Origin of the sequence: Mesorhizobium sp. C277A, from assembly GCF_040324395.1 — a bacterium.
Taxonomy (GTDB): Bacteria; Pseudomonadota; Alphaproteobacteria; order Rhizobiales; family Rhizobiaceae; genus Mesorhizobium.
In genome coordinates, this window is the sequence record NZ_JAMYVW010000002.1 from 189411 (window position 1) to 211449 (window position 22039).

18 protein-coding genes and 1 pseudogene are annotated in these 22039 nt (G+C 63.1%); 6 read left to right on the top strand and 13 right to left on the bottom strand.

Annotation, left to right across the window (positions count from 1 at the left end):
- Nucleotides 1-418: 418 nt before the first annotated feature.
- On the bottom strand, nt 419-1048 hold the full coding sequence (locus NKK52_RS00980; RefSeq protein WP_023682757.1) for a TetR/AcrR family transcriptional regulator: 630 nt from the start codon (nt 1046-1048) through the stop codon (nt 419-421).
- Nucleotides 1049-1171: 123 nt separating this feature from the next.
- Between NKK52_RS00980 and NKK52_RS00985 the strand changes: the two genes are divergently transcribed.
- Nucleotides 1172-2068 carry an NAD(P)/FAD-dependent oxidoreductase gene (locus NKK52_RS00985; protein WP_023682756.1) on the top strand — a complete coding sequence of 299 codons (897 nt, stop codon included), beginning with the start codon at nt 1172-1174 and terminating at the stop codon, nt 2066-2068.
- Nucleotides 2069-2400: 332 nt separating this feature from the next.
- Here the strand turns inward: NKK52_RS00985 and NKK52_RS00990 are convergent, their stop codons facing one another.
- The 3 genes from NKK52_RS00990 to NKK52_RS01000 are packed head-to-tail and all read right to left on the bottom strand — an operon-like array spanning nt 2401 to nt 5963.
- Nucleotides 2401-3228 (bottom strand): alpha/beta hydrolase, encoded by an 828-nt coding sequence (locus NKK52_RS00990; RefSeq protein ID WP_023682755.1) that lies wholly within the window; start codon nt 3226-3228, stop codon nt 2401-2403.
- Nucleotides 3225-4673, bottom strand: a complete 1449-nt coding sequence (locus NKK52_RS00995; RefSeq protein WP_245261818.1) for an NAD-dependent succinate-semialdehyde dehydrogenase — start codon at nt 4671-4673, stop codon at nt 3225-3227. The genes NKK52_RS00990 and NKK52_RS00995 overlap by 4 nt, the downstream gene beginning before the upstream one ends.
- A gap of 60 nt (nt 4674-4733) precedes the next feature.
- Nucleotides 4734-5963 carry an iron-containing alcohol dehydrogenase gene (locus NKK52_RS01000; protein WP_023682753.1) on the bottom strand — a complete coding sequence of 410 codons (1230 nt, stop codon included), beginning with the start codon at nt 5961-5963 and terminating at the stop codon, nt 4734-4736.
- A 175-nt stretch (nt 5964-6138) separates the two neighbouring features.
- Here NKK52_RS01000 and NKK52_RS01005 point away from each other — a divergent pair, with 175 nt between their 5' ends.
- Both NKK52_RS01005 and NKK52_RS01010 read left to right on the top strand, forming a co-directional pair.
- On the top strand, nt 6139-6837 hold the full coding sequence (locus tag NKK52_RS01005; protein WP_023682751.1) for a GntR family transcriptional regulator: 699 nt from the start codon (nt 6139-6141) through the stop codon (nt 6835-6837).
- A gap of 157 nt (nt 6838-6994) precedes the next feature.
- The gene (locus NKK52_RS01010) at nt 6995-7588 is read left to right on the top strand and encodes a DJ-1/PfpI family protein (RefSeq protein ID WP_023682750.1); all 594 of its coding nucleotides are present in this window, start codon (nt 6995-6997) and stop codon (nt 7586-7588) included.
- A 270-nt stretch (nt 7589-7858) separates the two neighbouring features.
- Here NKK52_RS01010 and NKK52_RS01015 read toward each other — a convergent pair whose 3' ends face one another.
- From NKK52_RS01015 to NKK52_RS01030, 4 genes and pseudogenes are all read right to left on the bottom strand, one after another.
- The gene (locus NKK52_RS01015; RefSeq protein ID WP_023682749.1) at nt 7859-8491 is read right to left on the bottom strand and encodes a class I SAM-dependent methyltransferase; all 633 of its coding nucleotides are present in this window, start codon (nt 8489-8491) and stop codon (nt 7859-7861) included.
- A gap of 137 nt (nt 8492-8628) precedes the next feature.
- The gene (locus NKK52_RS01020; protein WP_023682748.1) at nt 8629-9228 is read right to left on the bottom strand and encodes an NADPH-dependent F420 reductase; all 600 of its coding nucleotides are present in this window, start codon (nt 9226-9228) and stop codon (nt 8629-8631) included.
- A gap of 32 nt (nt 9229-9260) precedes the next feature.
- Nucleotides 9261-10012, bottom strand: a pseudogene (locus NKK52_RS01025) (SDR family NAD(P)-dependent oxidoreductase).
- A gap of 50 nt (nt 10013-10062) precedes the next feature.
- On the bottom strand, nt 10063-10797 hold the full coding sequence (locus NKK52_RS01030; RefSeq protein WP_023682747.1) for an SDR family NAD(P)-dependent oxidoreductase: 735 nt from the start codon (nt 10795-10797) through the stop codon (nt 10063-10065).
- A gap of 229 nt (nt 10798-11026) precedes the next feature.
- Between NKK52_RS01030 and NKK52_RS01035 the strand changes: the two genes are divergently transcribed.
- Nucleotides 11027-11923 carry a LysR family transcriptional regulator gene (locus tag NKK52_RS01035; protein WP_023667788.1) on the top strand — a complete coding sequence of 299 codons (897 nt, stop codon included), beginning with the start codon at nt 11027-11029 and terminating at the stop codon, nt 11921-11923.
- Nucleotides 11924-12056: 133 nt separating this feature from the next.
- On the opposite strand, the gene NKK52_RS01040 is transcribed toward NKK52_RS01035, so the two are convergent.
- The 5 genes from NKK52_RS01040 to NKK52_RS01060 are packed head-to-tail and all read right to left on the bottom strand — an operon-like array spanning nt 12057 to nt 18698.
- Nucleotides 12057-13649 (bottom strand): indolepyruvate oxidoreductase subunit beta family protein, encoded by a 1593-nt coding sequence (locus NKK52_RS01040; RefSeq protein ID WP_023682746.1) that lies wholly within the window; start codon nt 13647-13649, stop codon nt 12057-12059.
- Nucleotides 13642-15795: a thiamine pyrophosphate-dependent enzyme gene (locus NKK52_RS01045; protein WP_023682745.1), complete on the bottom strand. Its 2154-nt coding sequence runs from the start codon at nt 15793-15795 to the stop codon at nt 13642-13644. Before NKK52_RS01045 ends, NKK52_RS01040 begins: the two co-directional genes overlap by 8 nt.
- A gap of 43 nt (nt 15796-15838) precedes the next feature.
- The gene (locus tag NKK52_RS01050) at nt 15839-16321 is read right to left on the bottom strand and encodes a MarR family winged helix-turn-helix transcriptional regulator (RefSeq protein ID WP_023682744.1); all 483 of its coding nucleotides are present in this window, start codon (nt 16319-16321) and stop codon (nt 15839-15841) included.
- Complete coding sequence (locus tag NKK52_RS01055; RefSeq protein ID WP_023682743.1) at nt 16321-17892, bottom strand: phytoene desaturase family protein; 1572 nt, start codon at nt 17890-17892, stop codon at nt 16321-16323. The genes NKK52_RS01050 and NKK52_RS01055 overlap by 1 nt, the downstream gene beginning before the upstream one ends.
- Before the next feature lie 14 nt (nt 17893-17906).
- Complete coding sequence (locus NKK52_RS01060) at nt 17907-18698, bottom strand: cyclase family protein (RefSeq protein ID WP_023682742.1); 792 nt, start codon at nt 18696-18698, stop codon at nt 17907-17909.
- 119 nt (nt 18699-18817) lie between these two features.
- On the opposite strand from NKK52_RS01060, the gene NKK52_RS01065 reads away from it, so the two are divergent.
- Nucleotides 18818-20392 (top strand): phytoene desaturase family protein, encoded by a 1575-nt coding sequence (locus NKK52_RS01065; protein ID WP_023682741.1) that lies wholly within the window; start codon nt 18818-18820, stop codon nt 20390-20392.
- A 112-nt stretch (nt 20393-20504) separates the two neighbouring features.
- Nucleotides 20505-22034, top strand: coding sequence for an ABC transporter substrate-binding protein (locus tag NKK52_RS01070; protein ID WP_023682740.1), 1530 nt, complete (start codon nt 20505-20507; stop codon nt 22032-22034).
- Nucleotides 22035-22039: the final 5 nt, after the last annotated feature.

A 22039-nucleotide genomic window follows, 5' to 3' on the forward strand; every position in this document is an offset into this window, starting at 1 on the left:
TGTTCCGGGAGCTCGAGAGAATTTTTGGGCCATTCCAGACCCGCACCTTGGAAGGATCTGTCGCGGGCACCAGCGGCCTTCGCGGGCGCGTCGGGGCACGAACCGCCGGAGCCCGAGCCACGAATGGACGTACTCAAGTGTACCAAAGAAGGTCCGTCCGCAGGTGTCCCTTCGCGGCGATCGACACCTCATCTGCTCGATTCTCGCGGCCATAACCGGCATTCTCTTCCTCGCCCTCACAGGTCGGCCGAGGCGCTCAAGGGTCAGCGCTGTGACCGGAGCAGGTAGGAGATGCCGCTCACCGGCGGGCGCGCAGCCCGACCGACGCGATCGACATGAGGTGGATGGGCGCCATCGCGACGGCGGCTCTAGCGGAGTATTTCGCAGAAATACAATGATTAGCGGGCAGGGCGGACTGCTAGCCGTGCGCAGCGATGAACATGGCGACGGCCGACCGGCAATAGGATTCGATTTCGTTGTCGTCCGCTGCTCTCGCGTCATCGAAGCGTGCGATAATCAGGAGATCGGATCCTTTGAAAAGCGCGGCAAACAAGCGGGCGGACCGGAGAGGATCGGGCACGTTCAGAACCGCCTTCGCGTGCAACTGACGCAACAGGGCCTCGATTTGGGCGATGACATTGGCGGGGCCGGCTTCGTAATGGAGCTTGCTTAAGGACTTTGGATTCGTCTGGTCGGCCATGACCATGGCTTCGACATTGCGGACATCTGATCTCAACAGCGTGCGAAGTAGGGATGATCCCACCGCCATGAGCTGATCCTCGACCGAACCGCCGACGCCTTCAAGAAGGGCCTGTGGTGCAAACAACTGATGGCAGCCGGACGCGATGGCCGCGCTGAACAGCGCCTCCTTGTTCTCGAAGTGCCGATAGATGCTGAGTTTAGATATCTTCGCCCGCTGGGCGACCTTGTCCAATGTGGTCGCTTGAAAACCCAATTCCACAAAGAGTTCGGACGCAGCGTCGAGTATCGTTTGGCCAAGCGCCTCGTTGGCGGGTCGGCCGCGCCGGCCCTGGCTATTTTCGGTCACGACAATTCCAGTCCTTGACAGTATCCTAATTCTTGGATTACGATACCATGTAGTTTCTGAAATGCGCAAGCCGATGGGTAGGTTTGGTCCAACCAGCCCCTCATCCACAACACGGAGCCCATCATGGATGACGTCATCATCATCGGCGGCAGCTTTGCCGGTCTCGCCGGTGCCCTGCAACTCGGCCGTGCCCGCCGTAAGGTCACCGTTCTCGATACCGGCCTGCCGCGCAACCGCTTCGCCGGCCACTCGCATGGCCTGCTCGGCCACGATCACAAGCCACCGCTGGACATCCTGGCCGAGGCGCGGCGGCAGCTGGCGCGCTATCCCACGATCAAGCTGGTCAATGCCCGGGCCGACAGCCTCTCCGGGGCCATCGACGATTTCTCCGTCCTCACTGGCGATGGCGGAAGCCTCGGCGCGCGCCGGCTGATCCTGAGCTATGGCGTCGCCGACCAGATGCCTGATGTTCCGGGCTTTGCCGAAGGTTGGGGCACGTCCATCGTGCCCTGCCCCTATTGCGACGGCTTTGAAGTCGCCGGCCAGCATTGGGGCCTCGTCTGGTCCGGCCCACAGTCGATGAATCAGGTCAGGCTGTTCCACGATTGGACCGACAGGTTGACGGTCTTCGCTGATGGTCACGACATTTCGCCCGATATCCGGGCCGGTCTGGCGCGCCGCAACATACCTGTCGTCGACGGCCGGATCAGCGAGATCGCCCATCATGGGGGGCATAACGCCACCGTCAAGCTCGATACCGGCCCCAAGGTCGCGGTCGACATCCTGTTCGCGCATCCGCGCAACAAGCCGTCCGCAAGCCTGCATGAATCACTGTGCCTCGCCACGGTCGATACGCCCCTCGGCGTAATCCTCAAGGTCGACGAGCGCCGCGAAACCAGCATGCCCGGCATCTACGCCGCGGGCGACCTCGCCAACCCCCTCACGCCGCCATCGGTCACCCTGGCAATATCGCACGGCGCGATGGCGGGCATCTTCGCCCAGCAGTCGATGCTGGTGTGAGAGCGCAGATTCCCTTCTCCGGGGTGCCGCGGGCTATCATATTCTGAGGTTGCGGGCCGGTGTTGCGGAACGTCGGCCCGCTCTCCCCTGAAGGGCGTCTTTGGCCGGCCAGCCTTGAGAACTCAACTGGGCTGCCTGCATGACGGCGATCGCCGACGTCGGTTATCAAGCTCAATCACGCTGGAAAGCATGAACCACGTCGACGTCGACATCGCCGGCGGGCTTACGGTATGGCGACCGGTGGCGGAAGATTTGCCACCGCTGTCGGCACCTCGATGCTGCGACGCTACTTTGAAGAACGGTCGCGCCCAGCAGCGCTTCTGGCGGAAGTCTCAGGCGGCCACGACGCGGGCCAGCAGTGACGCGGCCTCGGTACCAGCCAAGCCAAGGTCACGGACGCTGCTCATGTGATTGGCCCCACCAAGGGTGGTGCGCGAAACAGTCAGTCCCTGTGTGTCAAGGTGGTCCGTGAAGAGTGCGGCCTGGCTGTGGAACGGCGGCGTTTCATCGGCGCCGACCGAGATATCTACGCCCACGGATGGATCGAAACTGTGGTCGATCGGCGAGAATCGGCGGGCCTCCTCGTCGGTGATCGCGATCTCCGCGGCAAGGAACGACATCTGCAATGGCTTCAGGTCGTAAAGGCCGCCAAGCAGCAGCGCAGCTTTGATGCCGGAAGGCCGCTCGTCACCGTCGAAAAGCATTGTTGCCAGATGCGCACCGGCGGAATGACCGCTAACGGTCAGCAGGCCGGGATTGCCGCCATGGTGTGCGACATTGTCAAATACCCATCGCTTGGCGCGACGCACCTGGTCGACGATCCTGGCCATCCTGACGGTAGGCATCAGCGCGTAGTCGACAATGACCGCGATCGCACCTGCGTTCGTAACGGTCTCGGCGACGTAGGAATAGTCGCGCTTGGAGAACATGCGCCAATAGCCCCCGTGGATGAACATGTGCACCGGCAGGCGGTCCCGTTTGCCCTCGGGAAAGAACAGATCCATGGTTTCGGTGGCGTCAGCCCCGTAGGCGACATCGGCGACCATGGGAACGTTCGCCCTGGTCTCCTCGCTTCTGCGAACGATCTCGGCGACGATGTCGTCGAACTCGACCACATGATCGCGAATGCGAAACGGATCTTTGGCGGGATGTCCGCTCACAGGGTCACGGCGATGTACTTCGCCTCCATGAACTCGGCAACGCCATGCTTCTGGCCGCCTTCGCGGCCCAGCCCGCTCTGCTTGACACCGCCGAAAGGCGCCGCCGGATCCGACATCAGGCCGCGGTTGAGCGCGATCATGCCGGACTCGATCTTCGATGCCACGCGCATCCCCCAGGCCAGGTCGCGCGTGTAGATGTAGGCCGCGAGGCCGTATTCGGTGTCATTGGCTTTGGCGATGACATCCGCCTCGCTGTCGAAGCGCATGATCGGCGCCACCGGACCGAATATCTCCTCGTGGAGCATGGCGGCGTCGGCCGGCACGTCCTTGAGCACCGTTGGCGGATAGAAAAAGCCTCTGCCTTCAGATACGCCGCCGCCACACAGGATTTTGGCGCCGCGGGCAACGGCGTCCTGCACAAGCCGGTCGATCTTGTGCACAGCCTTCCTGGTGATCATCGGCCCGCATTCTGTGTCTGAGTCTGTGCCCGGGCCCAGGTTGAGTGCCGCCATGCGTTTGGTCAAGCCTTCCGCGAAAGCATCATGGATGCCGGCCTGGACGTAAAGCCGGTTGGCGGCCGTGCAGGCTTCGCCGGCGTTGCGCATCTTGGCAACCATCGCACCGTCGAGGGCTGCTTCCAGGTCGGCGTCGTCGAAGACGATGAAGGGTGCGTTGCCGCCAAGCTCCATGGAACAGGAAATGACGTGCTTTGCGGCTTCGGCCAGCAGCACGCGGCCGACGCCGGTCGAGCCGGTGAAGGACAGCTTTCGCACGCGCGGATCGGCCAGCATGGCCGCCGTCACCGGTCCGGGGGTCGAGGTCGTCAGGACGTTGACGACGCCGGGCGGCACGCCGGCTTCCTCGTAGAGCGCCGCAAGCGCATAGGCCGTCAGCGGTGTCTCGCTGGCGGGCTTCAGGACCACCGTACAGCCGGCCGCCAGCGCCGGAGCGATTTTACGTGTCGCCATGGCGGCTGGGAAATTCCATGGCGTGATGAGCACGCAAATGCCGATGGGCTGGTAGTCGACAATGATCCGGTTCGCGCCCGAGGGCGCAAGGCCGAACTCGCCGTTGATGCGGACCGCTTCCTCGGCGTTCCAGCGAAAGAACTCCGCCGCATAGGCGACTTCGCCGCGCGCATCGCGCAGCGCCTTGCCGTTCTCCAGCGAGATCAGCGCGGCCAACGTCTCCGCCCGTTCCGTCATCAGTTCGAAGCAGCGTCGCAGGATTTCCGATCGCCTGCGTGGCGGGGTCTCGCGCCAGCCGGCCGCCGCCTTCGCGGCAGCGTCGACGGCGGCGGCGGCATCAGTGAGTGTTGCATCGGGAACCGCAGCGATCACGGCTTCAGTCGAGGGATCGACCACTTCGATCACGCGGCCCTCCGATGAGGGCCGCCAGCGTCCGCCAATGTAGAGACCGTGCGAGACCGTGGCGTAGTCGAACATATCTTGATCCTCGTCGGATATGCCTGCGGCGATGTTCATTTTGGATGAGCTCCTGGTCGATCACATCGTGGTGGCGGACATGTCGCCGTCATAAGCAGCCCTGACCAGCTGTCGCATCGCGGTAAGGTCGAACGGGCGGGGATTGTTCTTGATCAACCGGTCGATGCCCAGCGCCTGCTCAGCCGTCCAGTCGATCTTGTCTTCGGGAAGACCCAGTTCGGCCAATGTCGGTGTGATGCCGATGGCGCCAAACAGCCGGCTCACCTCACGGATGGTGGCGTGCGCCAAGGCATCGGCGTCGCCGCCGCCCTGATGGGAAAGGCCGAGAGCAGTGCCGACTTCCGCAATCTCCGCGGCTGCTGCGGCCAGATTGTAGGTCATCACGTAGGGCAGCATCGTGGCCACTCCCAGGCCATGCGGGGTGTGGGTAAGCGCGCCAACGGGATACTGCACCGCATGGGCGGCGGCCGTTCCCGCCGTACCGAAGGCGCAACCGGCGGCCAGCGCTCCCATCATGACGTCGGCGCGCGCATCCTCGTCCGATCCGTCGCGATATGCCTTTTCCAGACTGCGGCCGAGCAGCCTGATGGCCAGAAGCGCGAAATGATCGGTCAGAGCGCTCTTGCCGATGAACACGTGCTGTTGCGGCAAATGAGGGTCGGCGCCGCGTTTGGCCGCTGTGAAGGCCTCGATTGCGTGCGTCAGCGCGTCGGCGCCGGCGATCGCCGTCAAGGACGGTGGACAGGTCACCGTCAGATCCGGATCGCAAAGCGCCACTGCCGCGATGAGATGCGGACTGGCGATACCCACTTTCAGCGTCCGATCCGGGTCGGAGATCACGGCGACGGGGGTCACCTCGGAGCCTGTTCCAGCCGTCGTCGGCACTGCGATCACCGGAAGGGTAGGGCCGGGTACCTTGAACTCGCCATAGTAGTCCTCGAGCTTGCCGCCGTGGCTGAGCAGAAGTGCAGCGCATTTGGCCATGTCGAGGCAACTGCCGCCCCCGATGCCGATCACCATGTCCGGCTTGAAATCCTTCGCCTGCGCAATGCAGGTGGCGACGCTGTCGCGCGGCACATCCGGCAGCGTTCGGTCGAAGACCAGCGCCTCGATCACCGCGTTGTGCAAGCCAGCCAGAATCTCGGCGAACTGCGACGTCGCCGCGAAGCGCTCATCGGTACAGACGAACGCACGCCGTCCATATTTGGCGGCAATGGCAGGCAGGACATGGCGCTGGCCTTTGCCAAATAGAATCTCGCTCGGCAGGCGCGCCGCTGCAAACAAGCTCATGCACAAGATCCTGCGAAGACGGATTGGAAGCCGACAGGCTTGGCTTCGTGCCAGAGGCCGACCTCGGCGCTGCAGGTCATGATCATGCGATACCCCTCTAATAAAATCGTATAGGATATAGGATTGAGTTTCGCGGAGCATCATGTTAGTGGGTGGTTCTGTCAAGAGGCAAACGATGCAGAACACGGACCTGACGGTTGACAATGAAGCCCGTGCGACCGGTCGTATTCAGCGCGCCAACAGTCTGGCTGGCGACGTTTACGAAGCAATCTTCGCGCAGCTCATGTCTTTGAGGATTGCTCCGGGATCGCGCATCACCGTCGACAATCTCGTCAAGGAATTCAACGTCTCGCATACCCCCATTCGTGAAGCGCTTGGCAGGCTGGAGGGGGAAGGGCTGGTTCTGAAAACCCACCTGATCGGCTATCGCGCCGCCCCACAAATCACCCGCCGGCGCTTCGACGAGCTTTACGAGCTGCGTCTATTGCTTGAACCTGCCGCCGCGGCCAAAGCCACCGCAACAATGGACGGCGAGCGCCTTGCCGCGCTGCAGGAGGCGGCCGGCGTCATGGCTCGGCGGGTCGGCAAGGACGAACGCCTGCGCTATTCGAACTTCGCCCGTCAGGACGCGATCTTCCACGACAAGATCGTCGAGTTCGCCCAGAACGAACTCATTCGCGAGACGCTGAATCACCAGCATACCCACTTCCATATCTTCCGCCTGATGTATCACTCCAGGGTGACCGAAGAGGCGCTCGACGAGCACGAGGCTATTCTCGCTGCCTTTGCCGGGGGCGATCCGGACGCCGCCGAAAAAGCCATGCGTGCGCACATCGAAAATTCGCGGGACAGGCTCCTGCCTGCGTTCGAGTAGCCTGGCGATGTGCTTGTCCGAGGCACCCTCAAGCGCGGCGCGCCGCTGTTCGCCCAGCCTGCCGCCTACGAATTGTACTCCCCGTTCTGAGCCGATTTCGATACCGGAAGGAGGCGCGCAGTGCACCTCGCCCCTGAAACAAACCGAGAGGAAAGACATGCCAGCCAAAAAAATCCTGATGCTGACCGGTGATTTCACCGAGGAGTATGAAATCTTCGTCTATCAGCAGGCGATGGAAGCGGTGGGACACACCGTTCATGTCGTGTGCCCCGACAAAAGCGCCGGAGACATGATCAAGACGTCGCTGCACGATTTCGAGGGCGATCAGACGTACACCGAAAAGCCCGGCCACAATGCGCTGATCAACAAGACCTTTGCCGACGCCGAGAAGCAGCTGAGCCAGTACGACGCTGTCTATTGCGCCGGCGGTCGTGGCCCCGAATACATCCGCACCGACAAGCGGATACAGGCAATGGTGCGCCATTTCCACGAGGCGAAAAAGCCGATCTTCACGATCTGCCATGGCGTCCAGATTCTGATCGCGGTCGACGGCGTCGTGCGCGGCAAGAAGGTGGCGGCGCTCGCCGCCTGCGAGCCGGAGGTGACGCTTGCCGGCGGCACCTATATCGATCTGTCTCCCACCGACGCCTATGTCGATGGGACCATGGTTTCAGCCAAAGGCTGGACCGCGCTTGCGGCGTTCATCCGTGAATGCCTGAAGGTGCTGGGAACGGAAATCCGCCATTCTTGAATCGTTTGTCCCGGCGCATCCCTGAGGGGATGCGCCGGCTCTCTCAACGGCGCGGGCACTCAGTCATGTCATCAGGTTCAGATCAGGAACCTGCGGCAGGTGTGCTCCAGAACCTTGTGCCATCATCACCTCGGACGCCTTCAAGCGCTGCCGCATCGCGTGCGTGCACCAGCGCGCCATCCTCGTTGACCTTTCCCAGCTTGACGGGTGCCAACCCGAGTTGATTGGCCCATTGGAGAGGTCGACATGAAAGTCGGCGCCCGGGAGCTGTCAGGGTTTCACGAACCGGAACGCGAAGCGATCGGTCTCGCCCTTGATCGCGGGATCGAACACCTTGGTCGAGTGCGGGTCATCCTTATTCACCAGCACGGTGCTTTCCGCGTCCAGTACGAAGCCGGCCGCCTCCACCTCCTCGCCGACGAATGCAGGGTCGATCCGATGCAGCGACCGGGTGTCGCTCGTGCCCGACCCAGCGGCGGCGGCGTGGTCGACGATGACGTAGGACCCACCGGGTTTCAGCCGCTTGTAGACAGCTCGATTGAAGTCGGCCGCCGTCGCACCCTTCTTCTGGACCAGGGCGGTGTGAAGATCGTGGTAAAACAGGTGCAGCCATAGGACATCCGCTGGCGGCGTGACCTCCGGCATCGCGACGAGATCCGCCGAGGCGGCTTCGACGTTCTCTCGGCCCGGCTCCTTCGCGAGCGTCCGCATGAGGCCGACCGGATCGTTCTTGAAGTGGGCGACTTCGGCCGGCACGAAGCTGTAGACCCGCCCCTCTGATCCGACGATGTCGGAGAAGAGGCGCGTCCAGTCTCCGTCGCCAGGGTAGACGTCGATCACGGTGGAGCCCGCCTCGATTCGTGCGAACCGGATTAACTCGGATACCTTGGATTGGTCGTACATCGAAATCTCCTTAGGAGTGGATATTCTTCTCGGTGCTCATAGTGATTTCTCCATTTTGCTCGGATCGGATCGCGCTTGATCCGATCCGAGTTCCGATCGAGTGCGTGGTTTCTTTGCCGGTGGGGACGTCGCGCTCGTCAGTCGAATTTGACCAAGTCCTTGAAGATCAGATGACCCCAGCTGTCTCCGCGCGCCTGGACCAGCAGGCCACCTTCCGACACCCCGCCAAGCTTGATCGGCGCGAAACCGAGATTTTCCGCAAGCTCCCCAGTCTGTGTTGCGGCAGCATCATCGTCGCTTGCCAAGAACACGACCCTCCGGCCACCATGTACGGCCGGATCCTGATCAAGCACCGGGGCGACCAGATGGTTGAAGCCCTTGACCAGTTTTGCGCCAGAGAAGGCCTGCGCGATGAACTTGGAAGAAGGTTGTCCTCCCAGTTCCTCAGGGGGCACGCCATAGGCATTGGTCACATCGATGATCGTCTTCCCCTGCCAGGTGGGGAGCGCCTTAGCAACATTCGGGTGCGCCTCGAAGCGGACAGCCAAAAAGATGATGTCCGCCTTGATGGCTTCCGCCAGTTTTTTGGGGATGATGGTGGGTCCGATCGCGGCCGCATCGGCGGCAAAGCTTTCCGGGTCGCGTGTGGTTGCAACGGAAACTTCGATGCCGTTTCGGGCAAACGCCTTGGCAAGGGCCTGTCCGATATTGCCGAATCCTACGATTGCATAGTTCATAGTACTTCTCCGATCTGGTGCTAATGCCGGGCTCAGACTTGCGCCATGCCTCCATCGACGGCGAGATCCACGCCGGTGACGAAAGAACTTTCATCGGAGGCGAGGAACGTTACGGCAGCAGCGATTTCCTCTGGTTTGCCCCTGCGACCCATTGGGATCCGTGACGCAAACTGGGCGGCCGCTTGCTCGGCTTGCTCAGGGGTAAGGCCAGTCGTTGTCTCTAAGGCCGGCGTCTCGATTGGTCCCGGACTCATTGCATTGACGCGGATTTTGCGGTCTTTGAATTCCAGTGTCCAAGCGCGCGCGAAGTTGCGTACAGCCGCCTTGCTCGCGGTGTAGGTACTAAACCCTGGAAGCCCCAACACGTTCGACACTGAAGAATTCAGGATGATCGAACCGCCGTCTTTGATAGGGGAAGGGCCTTCTGCACCGTAAAGAACAGACCCTTCACGTTCACATCGAAGGTCTGATCAAAATGTGCCTCGGTAGCGACGGCGAGCGGTGCGATCGTCCCCGCGCCGGCGTTGGCGAAGAGAATGTCGATATGACCATATTTCTCCTTCACGACGGCATAGAGGCGATCCAGATCTTCCAGGAGCGACACGTCACCCACGACCGTCGTAACGTTTTTCATGATGAAGGCTGCGGCCTCCTTCAGCTCCTTCTCTCTTCGCCCGGTAATCACGACGTGCGCTCCTTCTTCTACGAAGCGCTTGGCTGTGGCCAATCCGATCCCGCTGCTTCCGCCCGTGATGACTGCGATCTTCCCTTCGAGTTTTTTCATAATTCTTTGTCTTTCGTTGCGCACGGGCCAGGTACGGACCGCGCTGGGGGTCAGAGTTGAGCCAGGCCGCCGTCGACGGCGACCTCGCTGGCGGTCATGAAGCTGCTGTCCGGCGACGCGAGGAAGGCGGCCGCGGCGCCGATCTCCGCCGGATCGGCCATGCGCTGGAGCGGGGTCATCGCGCCGTAGGCCTTCTGGCCTTCCTCGCCCAACGCCTCCTTCGCGAGTTCGGTCGCCGTCGCCCCGGGCGACAACACGTTTACCCGGATGCCGGTGCCCTTCAGGTCCTCCGCCCAGGTCCGCGCCAGGTTGCGCACTGCCGCCTTGCTCGCGCTATAGGCAGTGAACCCCGGAGCGCCCGTGGTGCCGGCGCTCGACCCGGTCAGGATGATCGAACCGCCCTGGCTCATCAGCGGCAGCGCCTTCTGGACCGTGAAGATCGTACCCTTCACATTAGTGTCGAAGGTTTCGTCAATGTGCCTGGCGGTGATCTGCCCGAGCGGAAGCGGACTTCCCGCCCCGGCATTGGCGAAGACGATATCGAGGCTTCCGCGCTCGGCCTTCACCGCAGCGTAGAGTCGGTCGAGGTCGGCCTCATCCGAGACCGAGCCCTTAACCGCGCGGGCACTAGGCCCAAGGTCAGCCACGGCGGCGTTGAGCGCTTCCTGCCGGCGGCCGAAGATGAAGACGAAGGCGCCCTCCTCGATAAAGCGCTTGGCTGCGGCGCGGCCGATGCCCGTAGCGCCGCCAGTTATCACAGCGGTCTTTCCATTCAGTCTGTTCATGTCATGCCATCCTTTGTTTCGCCGTCTCGTATCTTTGGATGTACGGGAAAGTCCCGCGAGAGCCTCAAGATGGGTTCGCCGAAGTCGGGCGGTGAGTGCGCAATCGCGCACATCGCTGGTGCGAAAACGATCCAGCTAGATGATTGAACGCCGCGGCGACCGCACGAACTACGGCTGATCGTGTTAGTATGGGCTTTGCAAGCCGCACTTCGCTGCGCAGGAATGCACCATGATCGACTGGGATGACGTTCGCTACTTTCTTGCCGCCGCGCGCGTAGGCTCGGTGCGTGCTGCCGCCGCACACCTCGGTGTGAACCACTCGACCGTGCTGCGACGCATCGCTCAGCTCGAGGAACGCCTCGGGGCGCAGATGTTCGAAAAGCTGCCTTCCGGCTACCGCTTGACGGCTGCGGGCGAGGAGGTCCTCGATCTCGCGACCCAGATGGAAGCGTCGTCGCACCAACTGGAGACGCGAGTCTTCGGTCGTGACCAGAGCGCGCGCGGGCTTTTGCGGGTGACGCTTCCACCGTTCCTCGCCACACACCTGCTCATGCCGGATCTCGCCGACTTCGCGCGTTTGCATCGCGACATCGAGATGGAAATCTTGTCGTCCGGTGAGCTGGCAAATCTGACCAACCGAGAGGCCGACGTCGCGATCCGCATTGTCGCCGACCGCAAGACCCTGCCGCTCAATCTTCACGGCCTGAAGGGACCGGAGCTGTTCAGCGGCGTCTACATGTCTCGCGATCGACTAGCCGCATGGCGTGCGGGCACGCCTGATCCCATCCGGTGGATAGGCATAGACAATCATGGAATTCCGGACTGGGCGCGCGAGGGAGAAGTTCACGTCACGGGAGTACCGTTCAGGACACCTGACGCCGAGACGCAGATCATCGCGGCGCACCAAGGGATTGGGATAACGAAACTGCCGTGCTTCGTCGGAGATGCCGACCCCCTGCTGGTGAGGGTGCCGGGGATCGACGTGCCCATGCATGGGACACTGTGGCTTCTCACGCAAGGCGAGACACGCAAGACGAAGCGGGTGCGGCTCTTCACCGAGTTCGTATCCCGCAGGCTCGCCGCGTACGCTCCGCTTCTCTCGGGGCTGTCCATATCGCGCGACTGACGCCCGGCAGGTCGGCCGGCAACGCTTCCCGCAATCCGGGTGGAAGCCGAGCTGCGATCGCTTGAAGCGGCGTGTTCAATCCGCGAATCCAGTGGGAGTAGGGAAACGGCGGCAGTAGCGTAGAGGTACCAGCCTAAGCTCGACCTCCTCCCACACCATGATCAGACAACGATGCCACCGTCTTCACCGCGCCATCGAGCATGTCGCCTTTCTCGTCTTTCAGCGCAGCTTCGCGCAACCGCCTGATCCAGTCGGCAGCGTCATCGCGGCCCTTGACCAGATCGAGCGCCGACAGCACGCGATCGAATTTGGACTGGGCGCGGACGTGGGTGTCGCTGTAGCCCTTGATCAGCCGGCGGCAGTTCAAGATTTCGACGGCGAGCGCGTAGTCCTGAGGCGCGTGGCTGAGCGCCAGCCCATACCAGCGCTCCAGATGCGCCGTCTCGACCTTGTGGCGCAACAGGCGCCGCCGCCAGCGGCGCAGGCCGCCGATGAACCAGAGGACCGCAAAGCCGGCAAAGCTGTCGGTGCGGATGCGCCGGCCGTGATTGATGCGCCGGTCGAGAAAGCCTGCAAGTTTCGATCGGTTCTCGATGTAGCTGCCCAATCCCGCCGGCAAAGTGCCGCAGAACTCCTCGATGCGCGGATGGAAATACTCGGTCACCTGCAGGATGGAGCCGTTCTTGACGCCCACCTCCTTGCGCACCCGCCGGTCACGCGTCGAACGTGTCTTGAGATCGGCGACGCGGATCATGTCGTCGTAGCACAGCGCGTTGGCCAGATGCTTGGCGGCAGCGATGGACAATGCATGGGCATGGCCGGGGTCATCAAGCGCAACGGCCTTGTCCAACCGGTCGAGATAGTCGCGGCCATAGGCGATGTCCTGGTAGTCGACGACCTTTCTCAGGCCTCGAAGCGCCATGGCGCGCACCGCCGCGGGCATCAGGTCGATGCGGGCGGCCAGCGCCTGCCAACCCTGCAGCAGGTTCTGCGGACCGCTCACGCGCCCTGCACCCGGAGCGGGGTCGACCGTGGCCGGTTCTGCCGGCTCTGACGCGGGGACCGTCGTACCGCGCGCGCGGTCGTAGGCAACGGCGAAGGCAGCGAGGCTGGCTTTCGCGCCCCGGCCGCCGGCGCCGATCGCTTGCTCATAGCTTTCACGCCTGAACGGCAATGCGTCGGAGCCTGCCAGCGCGCCAAGGAGGCTGGCGGAAATCATCGAGCCATTGTCGGCGGCGATCTTTTCCATGTCGAAGGCGATGAAGCGTTTCGATGCAGCTTCCGCCGTCGCGTGTACCTTCGAAGACGAGGCCCGGCCGTCACCCGGCTCGATCTTTTCCGACACCGCGGCAATGCGATGCGAAGAAGCAATGAGCGTGGTGCGATCGGGCGTGACGAAGCCCCTGATGATGGCGCGGCCGGCTTCCATCAGCTCGGCGGCGATCAGTATGTCGACGTCGCCCTGCGAAGGCGACAGGGCAAAGACCGGCAGCCGGCCGGTGTCGCGGGCCATCTCGACGTAATAGATCGTAGCGCCGGTGCGCTGGGCGACGCCGGCGACGGAGGTCGATTGCGCGACGTAACCATTGCGCTCGGCGACATCGGTGATCCAGTCGGCGAGCACACCGCCGCCCTGGCCACCGACCGCGAGCAAAGCGAGTTTGATCACCGGCTCGGTATCGGCGGCACCGGATTTCGGGCGCAAGGGCGAAGCCTGGTCAAGCATCGGCGAACGTCAACCTACGGCTCTCGCGGCGGCGCTGCATCAGGCCGATCACGGCGCGGCGAGCGCTTTCCAGGAAACGGTCCCAGCGGCCCGGATTGTGCACGACATCGGCGCGGTAGAAGGATGGGCACAGCACGGCGGCGTCCGCCACCTCCCCGCAATTGCCGCAGCCGACGCAGCTCTGGTCGATCGATGCCACCGGATCGTCACGCAAGGGATCGTCGAGCGATTTCACCGACAGCGACGGGCAGCCGGACAGCCGCATGCAGGCGTGGTCGCCGGTGCAGATGTCCTCGTCGACGCCGAATTTCGGCTTGACGACACGGGTCCCTCCCTTGATCGCCTTGTCGACCAGCGGCTTTTCGCGACGCTGGCGGTTGAGCATGCATTCGGAAGAGGCGACGATGACCTTTGGTCCCTTTTCCTCCGTCGTCAGCGCCTCGCGCAGCGTGTCCTGCATCTTGCCGACATCGTAGGTGCGGTCGATGTGGCGCAGCCATTTGACGCCCATGCCCTTCACCGCTTCGGTGATCGGATGCTTGGTCGACTTGGTCTTGTTGCCCGCACGCGACGACAGGATGTCCTGCCCACCGGTGGCGGCGGAGTAAAAATTGTCGACGATGACGATGACGCCGTCATTCTTGTTGAACACCGCGTTGCCGATCGAGGAGGTCAGGCCGTTGTGCCAGAAGCCGCCATCGCCGACGAAGGAGATCGACCGGCGTTTGGCGTCGGGCGAATTGAACGCCGATGCCGATGCCGGCCCCAGCCCATATCCCATGGTGGTGGCGCCGAGCTCGAAAGGCGGCATGATCGAGAACAGGTGGCAGCCGATGTCGGAGGCGATGTGGTGGTTGCCGAGTTCCTGCTCGACCAGCTTTGTCGCGGCAAAAATCGGCCGCTCCGGGCAACCGATGCAGAAGCCTGGCGGACGTCCCGGCACGACGTTGATCAGGTCGGCGGTGTCGACGCCGTCGCCGACCTTGTTGGGTGCTCGCACCTCGCCAGGCAAGAGATGGGGGGCCTCGGCGCGCAGGAAAGCGCCGATGCCATCGAGCATGACTTGGCCGGTATACTCTCCGGCCATCGGCAGATATTCCTTGCCGACGAGCCTGGTGCCGCGCCCGGCCTTGTGCAGCATGGCGGCAAAGGCTTGCTCGATGTAGTTGGGCTGGCCCTCCTCGACCACGAGCACCGCCTGCTTGCCTTCGCAGAAAGACAGGAACTCATCGTCTATCAGGGGATAGACGGCGTTGAGCACATAGAGCGGCACATCCGTCTCCCCGTAGGTGTCGGCAAGGCCGAGACGCTGCAAGGCGCGGATGACCGAATTGTACATGCCGCCCTGCATGACGATGCCGACCGAACCGTGATCCGAGCCGAAGAATTCGTTGATCTTGTTCCTCGCGATGAAATCGACAGCCGCCGGCCAGCGTTTTTGCACCTTCTCCTTCTCGTGCAGGAAGGAGGCGGGTGGCAGCACGATGCGGCCGGTGTCGCGGCGCGGCGCGTCGAGCGCATCGGCCACCGTCATCGGCGGGCGCTTGTTGTCCTTGGCGATGAAATGGCCGTGGACGTGGCAGCAGCGGATGCGCACCTGCAGCATCACCGGCGTATTGGACGCCTCGGATAGCTCGAAGCCATCCTCGACCGCCTTGACGATCGAAGGCAGGTTGGGGCGCGGGTCGAGCAGCCAGACCTGGCTTTTCATGGCGAAGGCATGGCTGCGCTCCTGCATGATCGAGGAACCCTCGCCATAATCCTCGCCGACGATGATCAGCGCGCCGCCGGTAACGCCACCGGAGGCAAGGTTGGCGAGCGCGTCGGACGCGACATTGGTGCCGACAGTCGACTTGAAGGTCGCCGCGCCACGGATCGGATAATGGACCGAGGCAGCGAGCATGGCGGTGGCGGTGGCTTCCGAGGCGCTCGCCTCGAAATGCACCCCGAGTTCGCCCAGAATGTCCTGTGCGTCGGCCAGCACGTCCATCAGATGGCTGATCGGCGCGCCCTGGTATCCGCCGACATAGCCGACGCCGCATTGCAGCAGCGCCTTGGTGATGGCGAGAATGCCTTCGCCGGCAAATTCCTCGCCATCGCCGAGCCTGAGTTTTTCGACTTCCTTGGCAAAAGACCGTTCGGCCATTTTTCCAACCTTCCGTTGCCGGCGGTGCGGCCGGCGCCTGCGTCTAGATGTCGTGCTTGCGAATGTTCTTCAGCATCTTCTGCAATGTGGCGATCAGAGCCGCGTATTCGGCGTCGTCGACATCGTCGAACATCGCCTCGAACGCATCATGCATGGCCGGCCAGGCGCGGGTGAACTCGGCGCGGCCGTCATCGGTCAGGAAGACATGGCGGATGCGGCTGTCGGTGACGCCTTGCTCGCGCCGCACGAAACCTTGCCCTTCCAACGTGTCGAGCGTGCGGCTCAATGTCGACTGCTCGATGACGGTGTAGACCGAGAGGTCGTTGACGGTGACGCCGTCGGTGACCGACAGCACGGCCAGCGTGCGGACCTGCGGAATGGTCAGGCCCTGCTTGCGGAAATCGTCGCGCAAGGTGGCGTTGTAGCGCCCCATGATGCGGTTCATCAGATAGGGCGCGAATTGCTGCAGGCCGATCTGGCCAAGCGTCGAAATGCGCTGGCGCTTTTCCGGAACCTTCTGCTCCATCAAAGCCTCCCCGCCAGCAGAAAACCGGAACCGCCGCCGAGGCCCGCGCCCGGATGGGTGGACGCGCCGATGTGATAGAGGTTTTTGATGCCGGTCTGGTGGTTGCGGCTGGTCTTGAATGGGCGCCACAGGAACGACTGGTCGAGGGTCGAGGACCCGCCATAAGGATCACCGCCGACCAGATTGATGTTCATCGCTTCCAGATCGGCCGGCGAATAGGCGCGGCGCGCAATCACGCTGCCCTTGAAGCCATCGATGTGGCTGGCGAGAATGGTTTCGACGCGGTCGGCGTAGGCTTCACGCAGCGCCTCGGTCCATTGTCCGTCAGCCGGCGTCTGCAGCTTGCCGGCGGCGTCACCCTTGATGTGCCGGGGCGCCTCGGGCAGTTGCAGCCACAGGATCGCCTTGCCTTCCGGGCAGCGCGATGGATCGAGCGCATGCGGCTGGCCGACGCAGATGGTCGGCACTTCCGGCAGCATCCCGCGCGCCGCCTCGTTGCAGGCTTTCGAGACGCCATCGAGCCCCGGCGTCAGGTGCAGCAGCGCCACCTTGTCGAGGCCTTCGCCGCGCCATGCCGGCGGCTTGGCCAGCGCATAGTGGATCTGGAAATTGCCTTTGCCGTAGCGATATTTCTGTGTCGCCTCGACCTCGGCTTTGGGAGCATCCGCGCCGAGCAGCCGGCCGTAAAGCTGCGTCGGCGTGACCGAGCAGATGACGCTCTTGTTTGCTGTAATCGTTTCGTCGGATGCCAGCCGCACGCCGGTCGCGCGGCCACCGCTCTGGACGATCGAGGCGACATCGGCGCCGGTGCGGATTTCGCCGCCGCGTTCACGGATCAAGGCTTCGAAGGCGGCGAGCAGGTTCTTCGCCCCGCCCTTGACGATCGGCGCGCCGGCCGCTTCCAGCGCGAAGGCAATGACCTTGGCGATCTGCCCTGAGAAAGCATCTTCCGGTCCAAGCCCGGCATGCAGCACCCAGGGCGCCCACAGCGCGCGGATTGTCTCGGACTGATAGGTGCTTTCCAACCAGCTGCGCGCCGGCACCAGTGCCTCACCCAGAAAAGCGGCAAGGCCACGCGGGCTGCGCCGCCAGGCATCGCCGGCCAACAGCTTGGCTGTCGGATAAGACCACAGGCTGCCGCCGAGCAGGCCGAACAGCAGGCCGGCATTGCGCTCGATGCTGCCGACATCGTCGGCGTGCCGGTCGCCATCGCCGGGGGCGATCGCATTGATTGCAGCGACGTTGGCGGCGCGGTCGGTGGTGAGCACGGCATGGCTGCCGTCCGGCCGCAGCACGCCGGTTGGCGTGCCGGTGTGACAGAACTCCAGCCCGTGCCGCGCGAGATCGCTGCCCAATGCCGCAAAGGCCGGCGAGGTGATGAACAGCACGAAGGTGGTCGCCATCACGTCATGGATGAAGCCGGGCGCGGTGATCTCCTCGGTACGCATGCAGCCGCCGATGCGGTCGTTGCGCTCGAGGACGAGCACCTTCGCGCCCTTGCCGCCAAGCATCGCCGCGCAGACCAGCGCGTTGATGCCGCTGCCAACGATGATGTGATCCGGCTGGCTCACCTCAGCGTGCTTTCTCAGCCTTTCGACACCAGCGCCAGCGCGCGGATCGGGCTGCCGGTGCCATGTTCGATCTTGAGCGGTGCGGCGATCAGGATGGCGCCTTTTGGCGGCAACTGGTCGAGGTTGCAGAGGCTGGCAAGGCCATAGCGGTTGGCCTTGTGCATCAGCGTGTGCGCCGGGAATGGCGGCTCCATGCCGCCGGCCTTGCCGGCATCGGTGCCGATCGTCTCCGAGCCCCAGCCCTTGATGTCCTTGCTGATCAGATACTGGATGGCTTCGGCCGTCGGACCTGGCGTATGCGGGCCGGTCTCATTGGCGTTGAGGAACTCAGCCTCCGAACCATTGCGCTTGTACCAGTCGGTGCGCATCACCACCCACTCGCCAGGGCTGATGGCGCCATGCTTGGCCTCCCACGCCTTGATGTGGTCGACGGTGAGCAGGAAATCGTGATCGGCGGCGGCTTCCTTCGAGCAGTCGATGACATTGACCGGGCCGACGAAGTTCTGCGCCGGAATGGTGTCGGTGGCGCCGTCCGGATAATCCTTGCCGCTGATCCAATGCTGCGGCGCATCGAAATGCGTGCCCGAATGCTCCCCAAGCTTCAGCCAGTTCCATGCCCACCACGGGCCGTTCTTGTCATAACGGGAGATGTTATGGATCTCGACCTTTGGCGTGTCGACGGCAAGCTCCGGCGGCAGCTTGATAAGAGGCGTGTCGGGTCCGAGTTGCGCAGAGAGGTCGACCACCCTGATGGCGCCTGAAAGCAGCTGGCCGGCGACTTCGCCGAGGAGTTTTTGCGTGTCCATGGTCTGAAGTTCCCTCTTTATGGTGAAGATCAAGGCTCGTCTCGGCCCTTAATATCCTACTAGACGAAAACATATGCATCTGCAATTATCTTTAAGCATAAAGGAAATGGGAACGGGGCGTGAGCGAGTTTGACGCCATATTCGTCGGGGCGGGCCACAACAGTCTGGCATGCGCCGCGCATCTCGCGCTCAAAGGCTGGAAAACCGGGATTTTCGAGCGCAGCGCAGCAATCGGTGGCGCCGTCCAGACCCACGAATACACGCTTCCCGGCTTCCGGCACGATTTCGGTGCAATGAATCTGAGCCTGTTCGCCGGCTCCGCCTTCCACCGGAAATATGCAAATGAATTGAAAGCACAGGGTCTTGAGTTCGCGCCGGTCGCCGACTGTTTTGCCAGCGCCTTCCCGGACGGACGCTGGTTCGGCGTCAGCAACGATCTGGAAAAAACCACCGGCCGCATGGCCGCTTTCTCCGCCGCCGATGCCGCGACCTGGCGTAGACTGGTCGCCGCCTTTCCGGGTGAAGCCGAGCACCTGTTCCGGCTGCTGGGATCGCCGATGAGTGCGCGTGCGCTTGCCGGCACCGCCTGGAACCTGTGGCGCAAGAAAGGCATGTCCGGCGCGCTCGATACGGGACGGCTGCTGTTGTCATCGCCTCGCGCCTGGCTGGAGGAAAATTTCGAGTCCGCGCATGTGCGGGCAACGCTTGCCACCTGGGGCATGCATCTCGACTTCGCCCCCGACATCGCCGGCGGCGCCGTATTCCCCTATCTTGAATCGATGGCCAACCAGAGCTTCGGCATGGTGCTGGGCAAGGGTGGCGCCGACACCATCATCCGCGCGTTGTCGGGCATGGTGGCGTCGGCCGGCGGCACGATCGTCACCGGGGCGGAAGTTGCCGAGATCACCGTTGCCGGGGGCAAGGCATCTGGGGTGCGACTCGCTTCAGGTGAGACACATACGGCCACCAAGGCAGTGATTGCCGGCGTCGCGCCCAGGGCGCTGACCGGCAGGTTGCTGCCCACCGGTTCCGGCGACACCGGCTTCGACACGGCTATGCAGAAATTTCGGCACGCGCCGGGCACGATGATGATCCATCTGGCGCTCGACGACCTGCCGGACTGGCGCGCCGGGGCCGAGCTGCGGCAGTTCGCTTATGTGCATCTGTCGCCGTCGCTCGACGCGATGTCGCGCACCTATCAGCAGGCGATGGCGGGCATGCTGCCGGACGAACCGGTGCTGGTCGTCGGCCAGCCGACCGCGATCGATCCTTCGCGCGCGCCTCAGGGCAAACATGTGCTGTGGGTGCAGGTGCGCATGCTGCCTGCCGAAATCCTGGGCGATGCGGCAGGCAGGATCGCTCACGCGCATTGGGATCAGGTCAAGGATGCCTACGCCGAGCGCGTGCTCGACATCATCGAGACCTACGCGCCCGGCCTGCGTACAAAAATCCTCGGCCGCGCGGTGTTCTCACCCATCGACCTCGAGCGCGAGAATCCCAATCTCGTCGGCGGCGACCAGGTCTGCGGCAGCCACCATCTGGCACAGAATTTCCTGTTCCGCCCGGCGCGCGGTTATGCCGGCTGGAACACGCCGGTCGGCAATCTGCATCTCATAGGCGCCGCGACATGGCCCGGCGCCGGCACCGGCGCGGCCTCCGGCTTCATGCTCGCGCAACAGCTTGGCGGGAGGTAGCTCGGAAGATTTCAGGAAGGCGACGAGAGGCAAGGCGCTGCTGCCCACGAAGCCCGGATCGATAAACTGATAGTGCCGCGCAAAGACAACAAAACCAACAAGGGGAACGACCATGACAATCAACAGACGAGAATTGCTGGGATACAGTGCCGCGGCACTTGGGGTGGCGGCGATCGGCCTGCCTGAGATCGCCAAGGCGGCAGCGGGCGAGCTGACCATCGCCTACAACGTCAATCTGCCGTCCTGGGATCCGACCACCGGACCTTCGGCCGTCAACCCGACGATCCAGGGTCTCTACCAGTCGGTGTTCGACCAGTTCATTCCGCAAAAGCCGGACCTGTCCTTTGCGCCTGGCCTGCTCACCGAATGGGGCTGGAACGAGGATCGCACCAAGGTGACGATGACGGTGCGCGAAGGCGTGACCTGGCATGACGGCTCGCCCTTCACGCCCGAGGACGTGGTCTGGTCGCTGCAGCGGGCGGGCGACGAAAAGACCGGCAATCCGATCCAGTTCGTCTGGAAGAACGTCAACAATTTCAAGATCGACGGCAACAAGATCACCGGCGACGTCGTGCAGTTCGATCCGGTCTACTTCAAATGGATGTCGTTCCTGACCGGCTACATCCTGCCGAAGGCCTATTACGAGAAGGTTGGCGCGGAAGGTTTCGAGAAGGCGCCGATCGGCACCGGCCCGTACATGGTGGAAAAATTCGAGCGAAATGCTTTCCTCCGACTGAAGGCCAACCCGCACTATTGGGGCGACAAGCCGGCCTTCGAGAATGTGACGATCAAGTTCGTCACCGACGCGGCGAGCCGCGTTGCCGAGATCGAATCCGGTTCCTCGCAGGTGACGCTGGAGGTCCCCTATGAAGAGTATGACCGGCTGATCGCCAAGGACGGGCTTGCCGGCTCGTGCAAGCCTGTTTCCGACATCGGCATGATCTTCTTCAATGACATTGAAGCGATGCTGGACAAGAACGTCCGCCAGGCCGCTGTCATGGCTGTGGACAAGGAGCTTCTGGTCAAACGGCTGCTGCGCGGCTATGGCCAGCCGATCGCTACGCTGGAGACCCCGGAGTACACGGCCTTCGATGCCTCGATCAAGGTCGAGCACAATCCTGAAAAGGCCAAGGAGCTGCTCGCGGCTTCCGGCTATTCGCCGGAAAAACCGGTCAAGTTCACCATCCAGACGACCAAGGGCTTCAAGCCCAAGGATTATGAGATGATCCAGGCAATCGTCGGCATGTGGCGCAAGGTCGGCATCGAGGCGACGATCGAGGTCTACGAGATCGCCAAGCACTATGAACTGCGCGCCGCCGACAAGCTGGCGCCGGCCGCCTTCTACAATTGGGGCAATGCCATCGGCGATCCGACAACGTCGACTGGTTTTGCCATGTATGGGCCGAGCCCGCATTCGGTGTGGGACAGCCAGGACCTGATCGACATGATCAATCCGCTCTGGGGCGAGAAGGACGAGGCCAAGCGCATCGCCGGCTGGAAGGCTGTCGACAAGTATATCGCCGAGCAGGCCTATGTGCTGCCGCTGATTCAGTATGCGCAACCGGTCGTGCATGCCAAGGGCGTCAACGTGGTGCAGCATGTGTCCGGCGCGCTGCTGCCGGCGCTGATGACCCCGGCCTGATATCG

What these genes read in the sequence shown, in the direction of transcription:
- NKK52_RS00985 (WP_023682756.1), top strand. Translation starts at nt 1,172, where the DNA reads ATGGATGACGTCATCATCATCGGCGGCAGCTTTGCCGGTCTCGCCGGT.
- NKK52_RS00995 (WP_245261818.1), bottom strand. Translation starts at nt 4,673, where the DNA reads ATGTTCGACTACGCCACGGTCTCGCACGGTCTCTACATTGGCGGACGC.
- NKK52_RS01000 (WP_023682753.1), bottom strand. Translation starts at nt 5,963, where the DNA reads ATGAGCTTGTTTGCAGCGGCGCGCCTGCCGAGCGAGATTCTATTTGGC.
- NKK52_RS01005 (WP_023682751.1), top strand. Translation starts at nt 6,139, where the DNA reads ATGCAGAACACGGACCTGACGGTTGACAATGAAGCCCGTGCGACCGGT.
- NKK52_RS01010 (WP_023682750.1), top strand. Translation starts at nt 6,995, where the DNA reads ATGCCAGCCAAAAAAATCCTGATGCTGACCGGTGATTTCACCGAGGAG.
- NKK52_RS01015 (WP_023682749.1), bottom strand. Translation starts at nt 8,491, where the DNA reads ATGTACGACCAATCCAAGGTATCCGAGTTAATCCGGTTCGCACGAATC.
- NKK52_RS01020 (WP_023682748.1), bottom strand. Translation starts at nt 9,228, where the DNA reads ATGAACTATGCAATCGTAGGATTCGGCAATATCGGACAGGCCCTTGCC.
- NKK52_RS01030 (WP_023682747.1), bottom strand. Translation starts at nt 10,797, where the DNA reads ATGAACAGACTGAATGGAAAGACCGCTGTGATAACTGGCGGCGCTACG.
- NKK52_RS01035 (WP_023667788.1), top strand. Translation starts at nt 11,027, where the DNA reads ATGATCGACTGGGATGACGTTCGCTACTTTCTTGCCGCCGCGCGCGTA.
- NKK52_RS01040 (WP_023682746.1), bottom strand. Translation starts at nt 13,649, where the DNA reads ATGCTTGACCAGGCTTCGCCCTTGCGCCCGAAATCCGGTGCCGCCGAT.
- NKK52_RS01045 (WP_023682745.1), bottom strand. Translation starts at nt 15,795, where the DNA reads ATGGCCGAACGGTCTTTTGCCAAGGAAGTCGAAAAACTCAGGCTCGGC.
- NKK52_RS01050 (WP_023682744.1), bottom strand. Translation starts at nt 16,321, where the DNA reads ATGGAGCAGAAGGTTCCGGAAAAGCGCCAGCGCATTTCGACGCTTGGC.
- NKK52_RS01060 (WP_023682742.1), bottom strand. Translation starts at nt 18,698, where the DNA reads ATGGACACGCAAAAACTCCTCGGCGAAGTCGCCGGCCAGCTGCTTTCA.
- NKK52_RS01070 (WP_023682740.1), top strand. Translation starts at nt 20,505, where the DNA reads ATGACAATCAACAGACGAGAATTGCTGGGATACAGTGCCGCGGCACTT.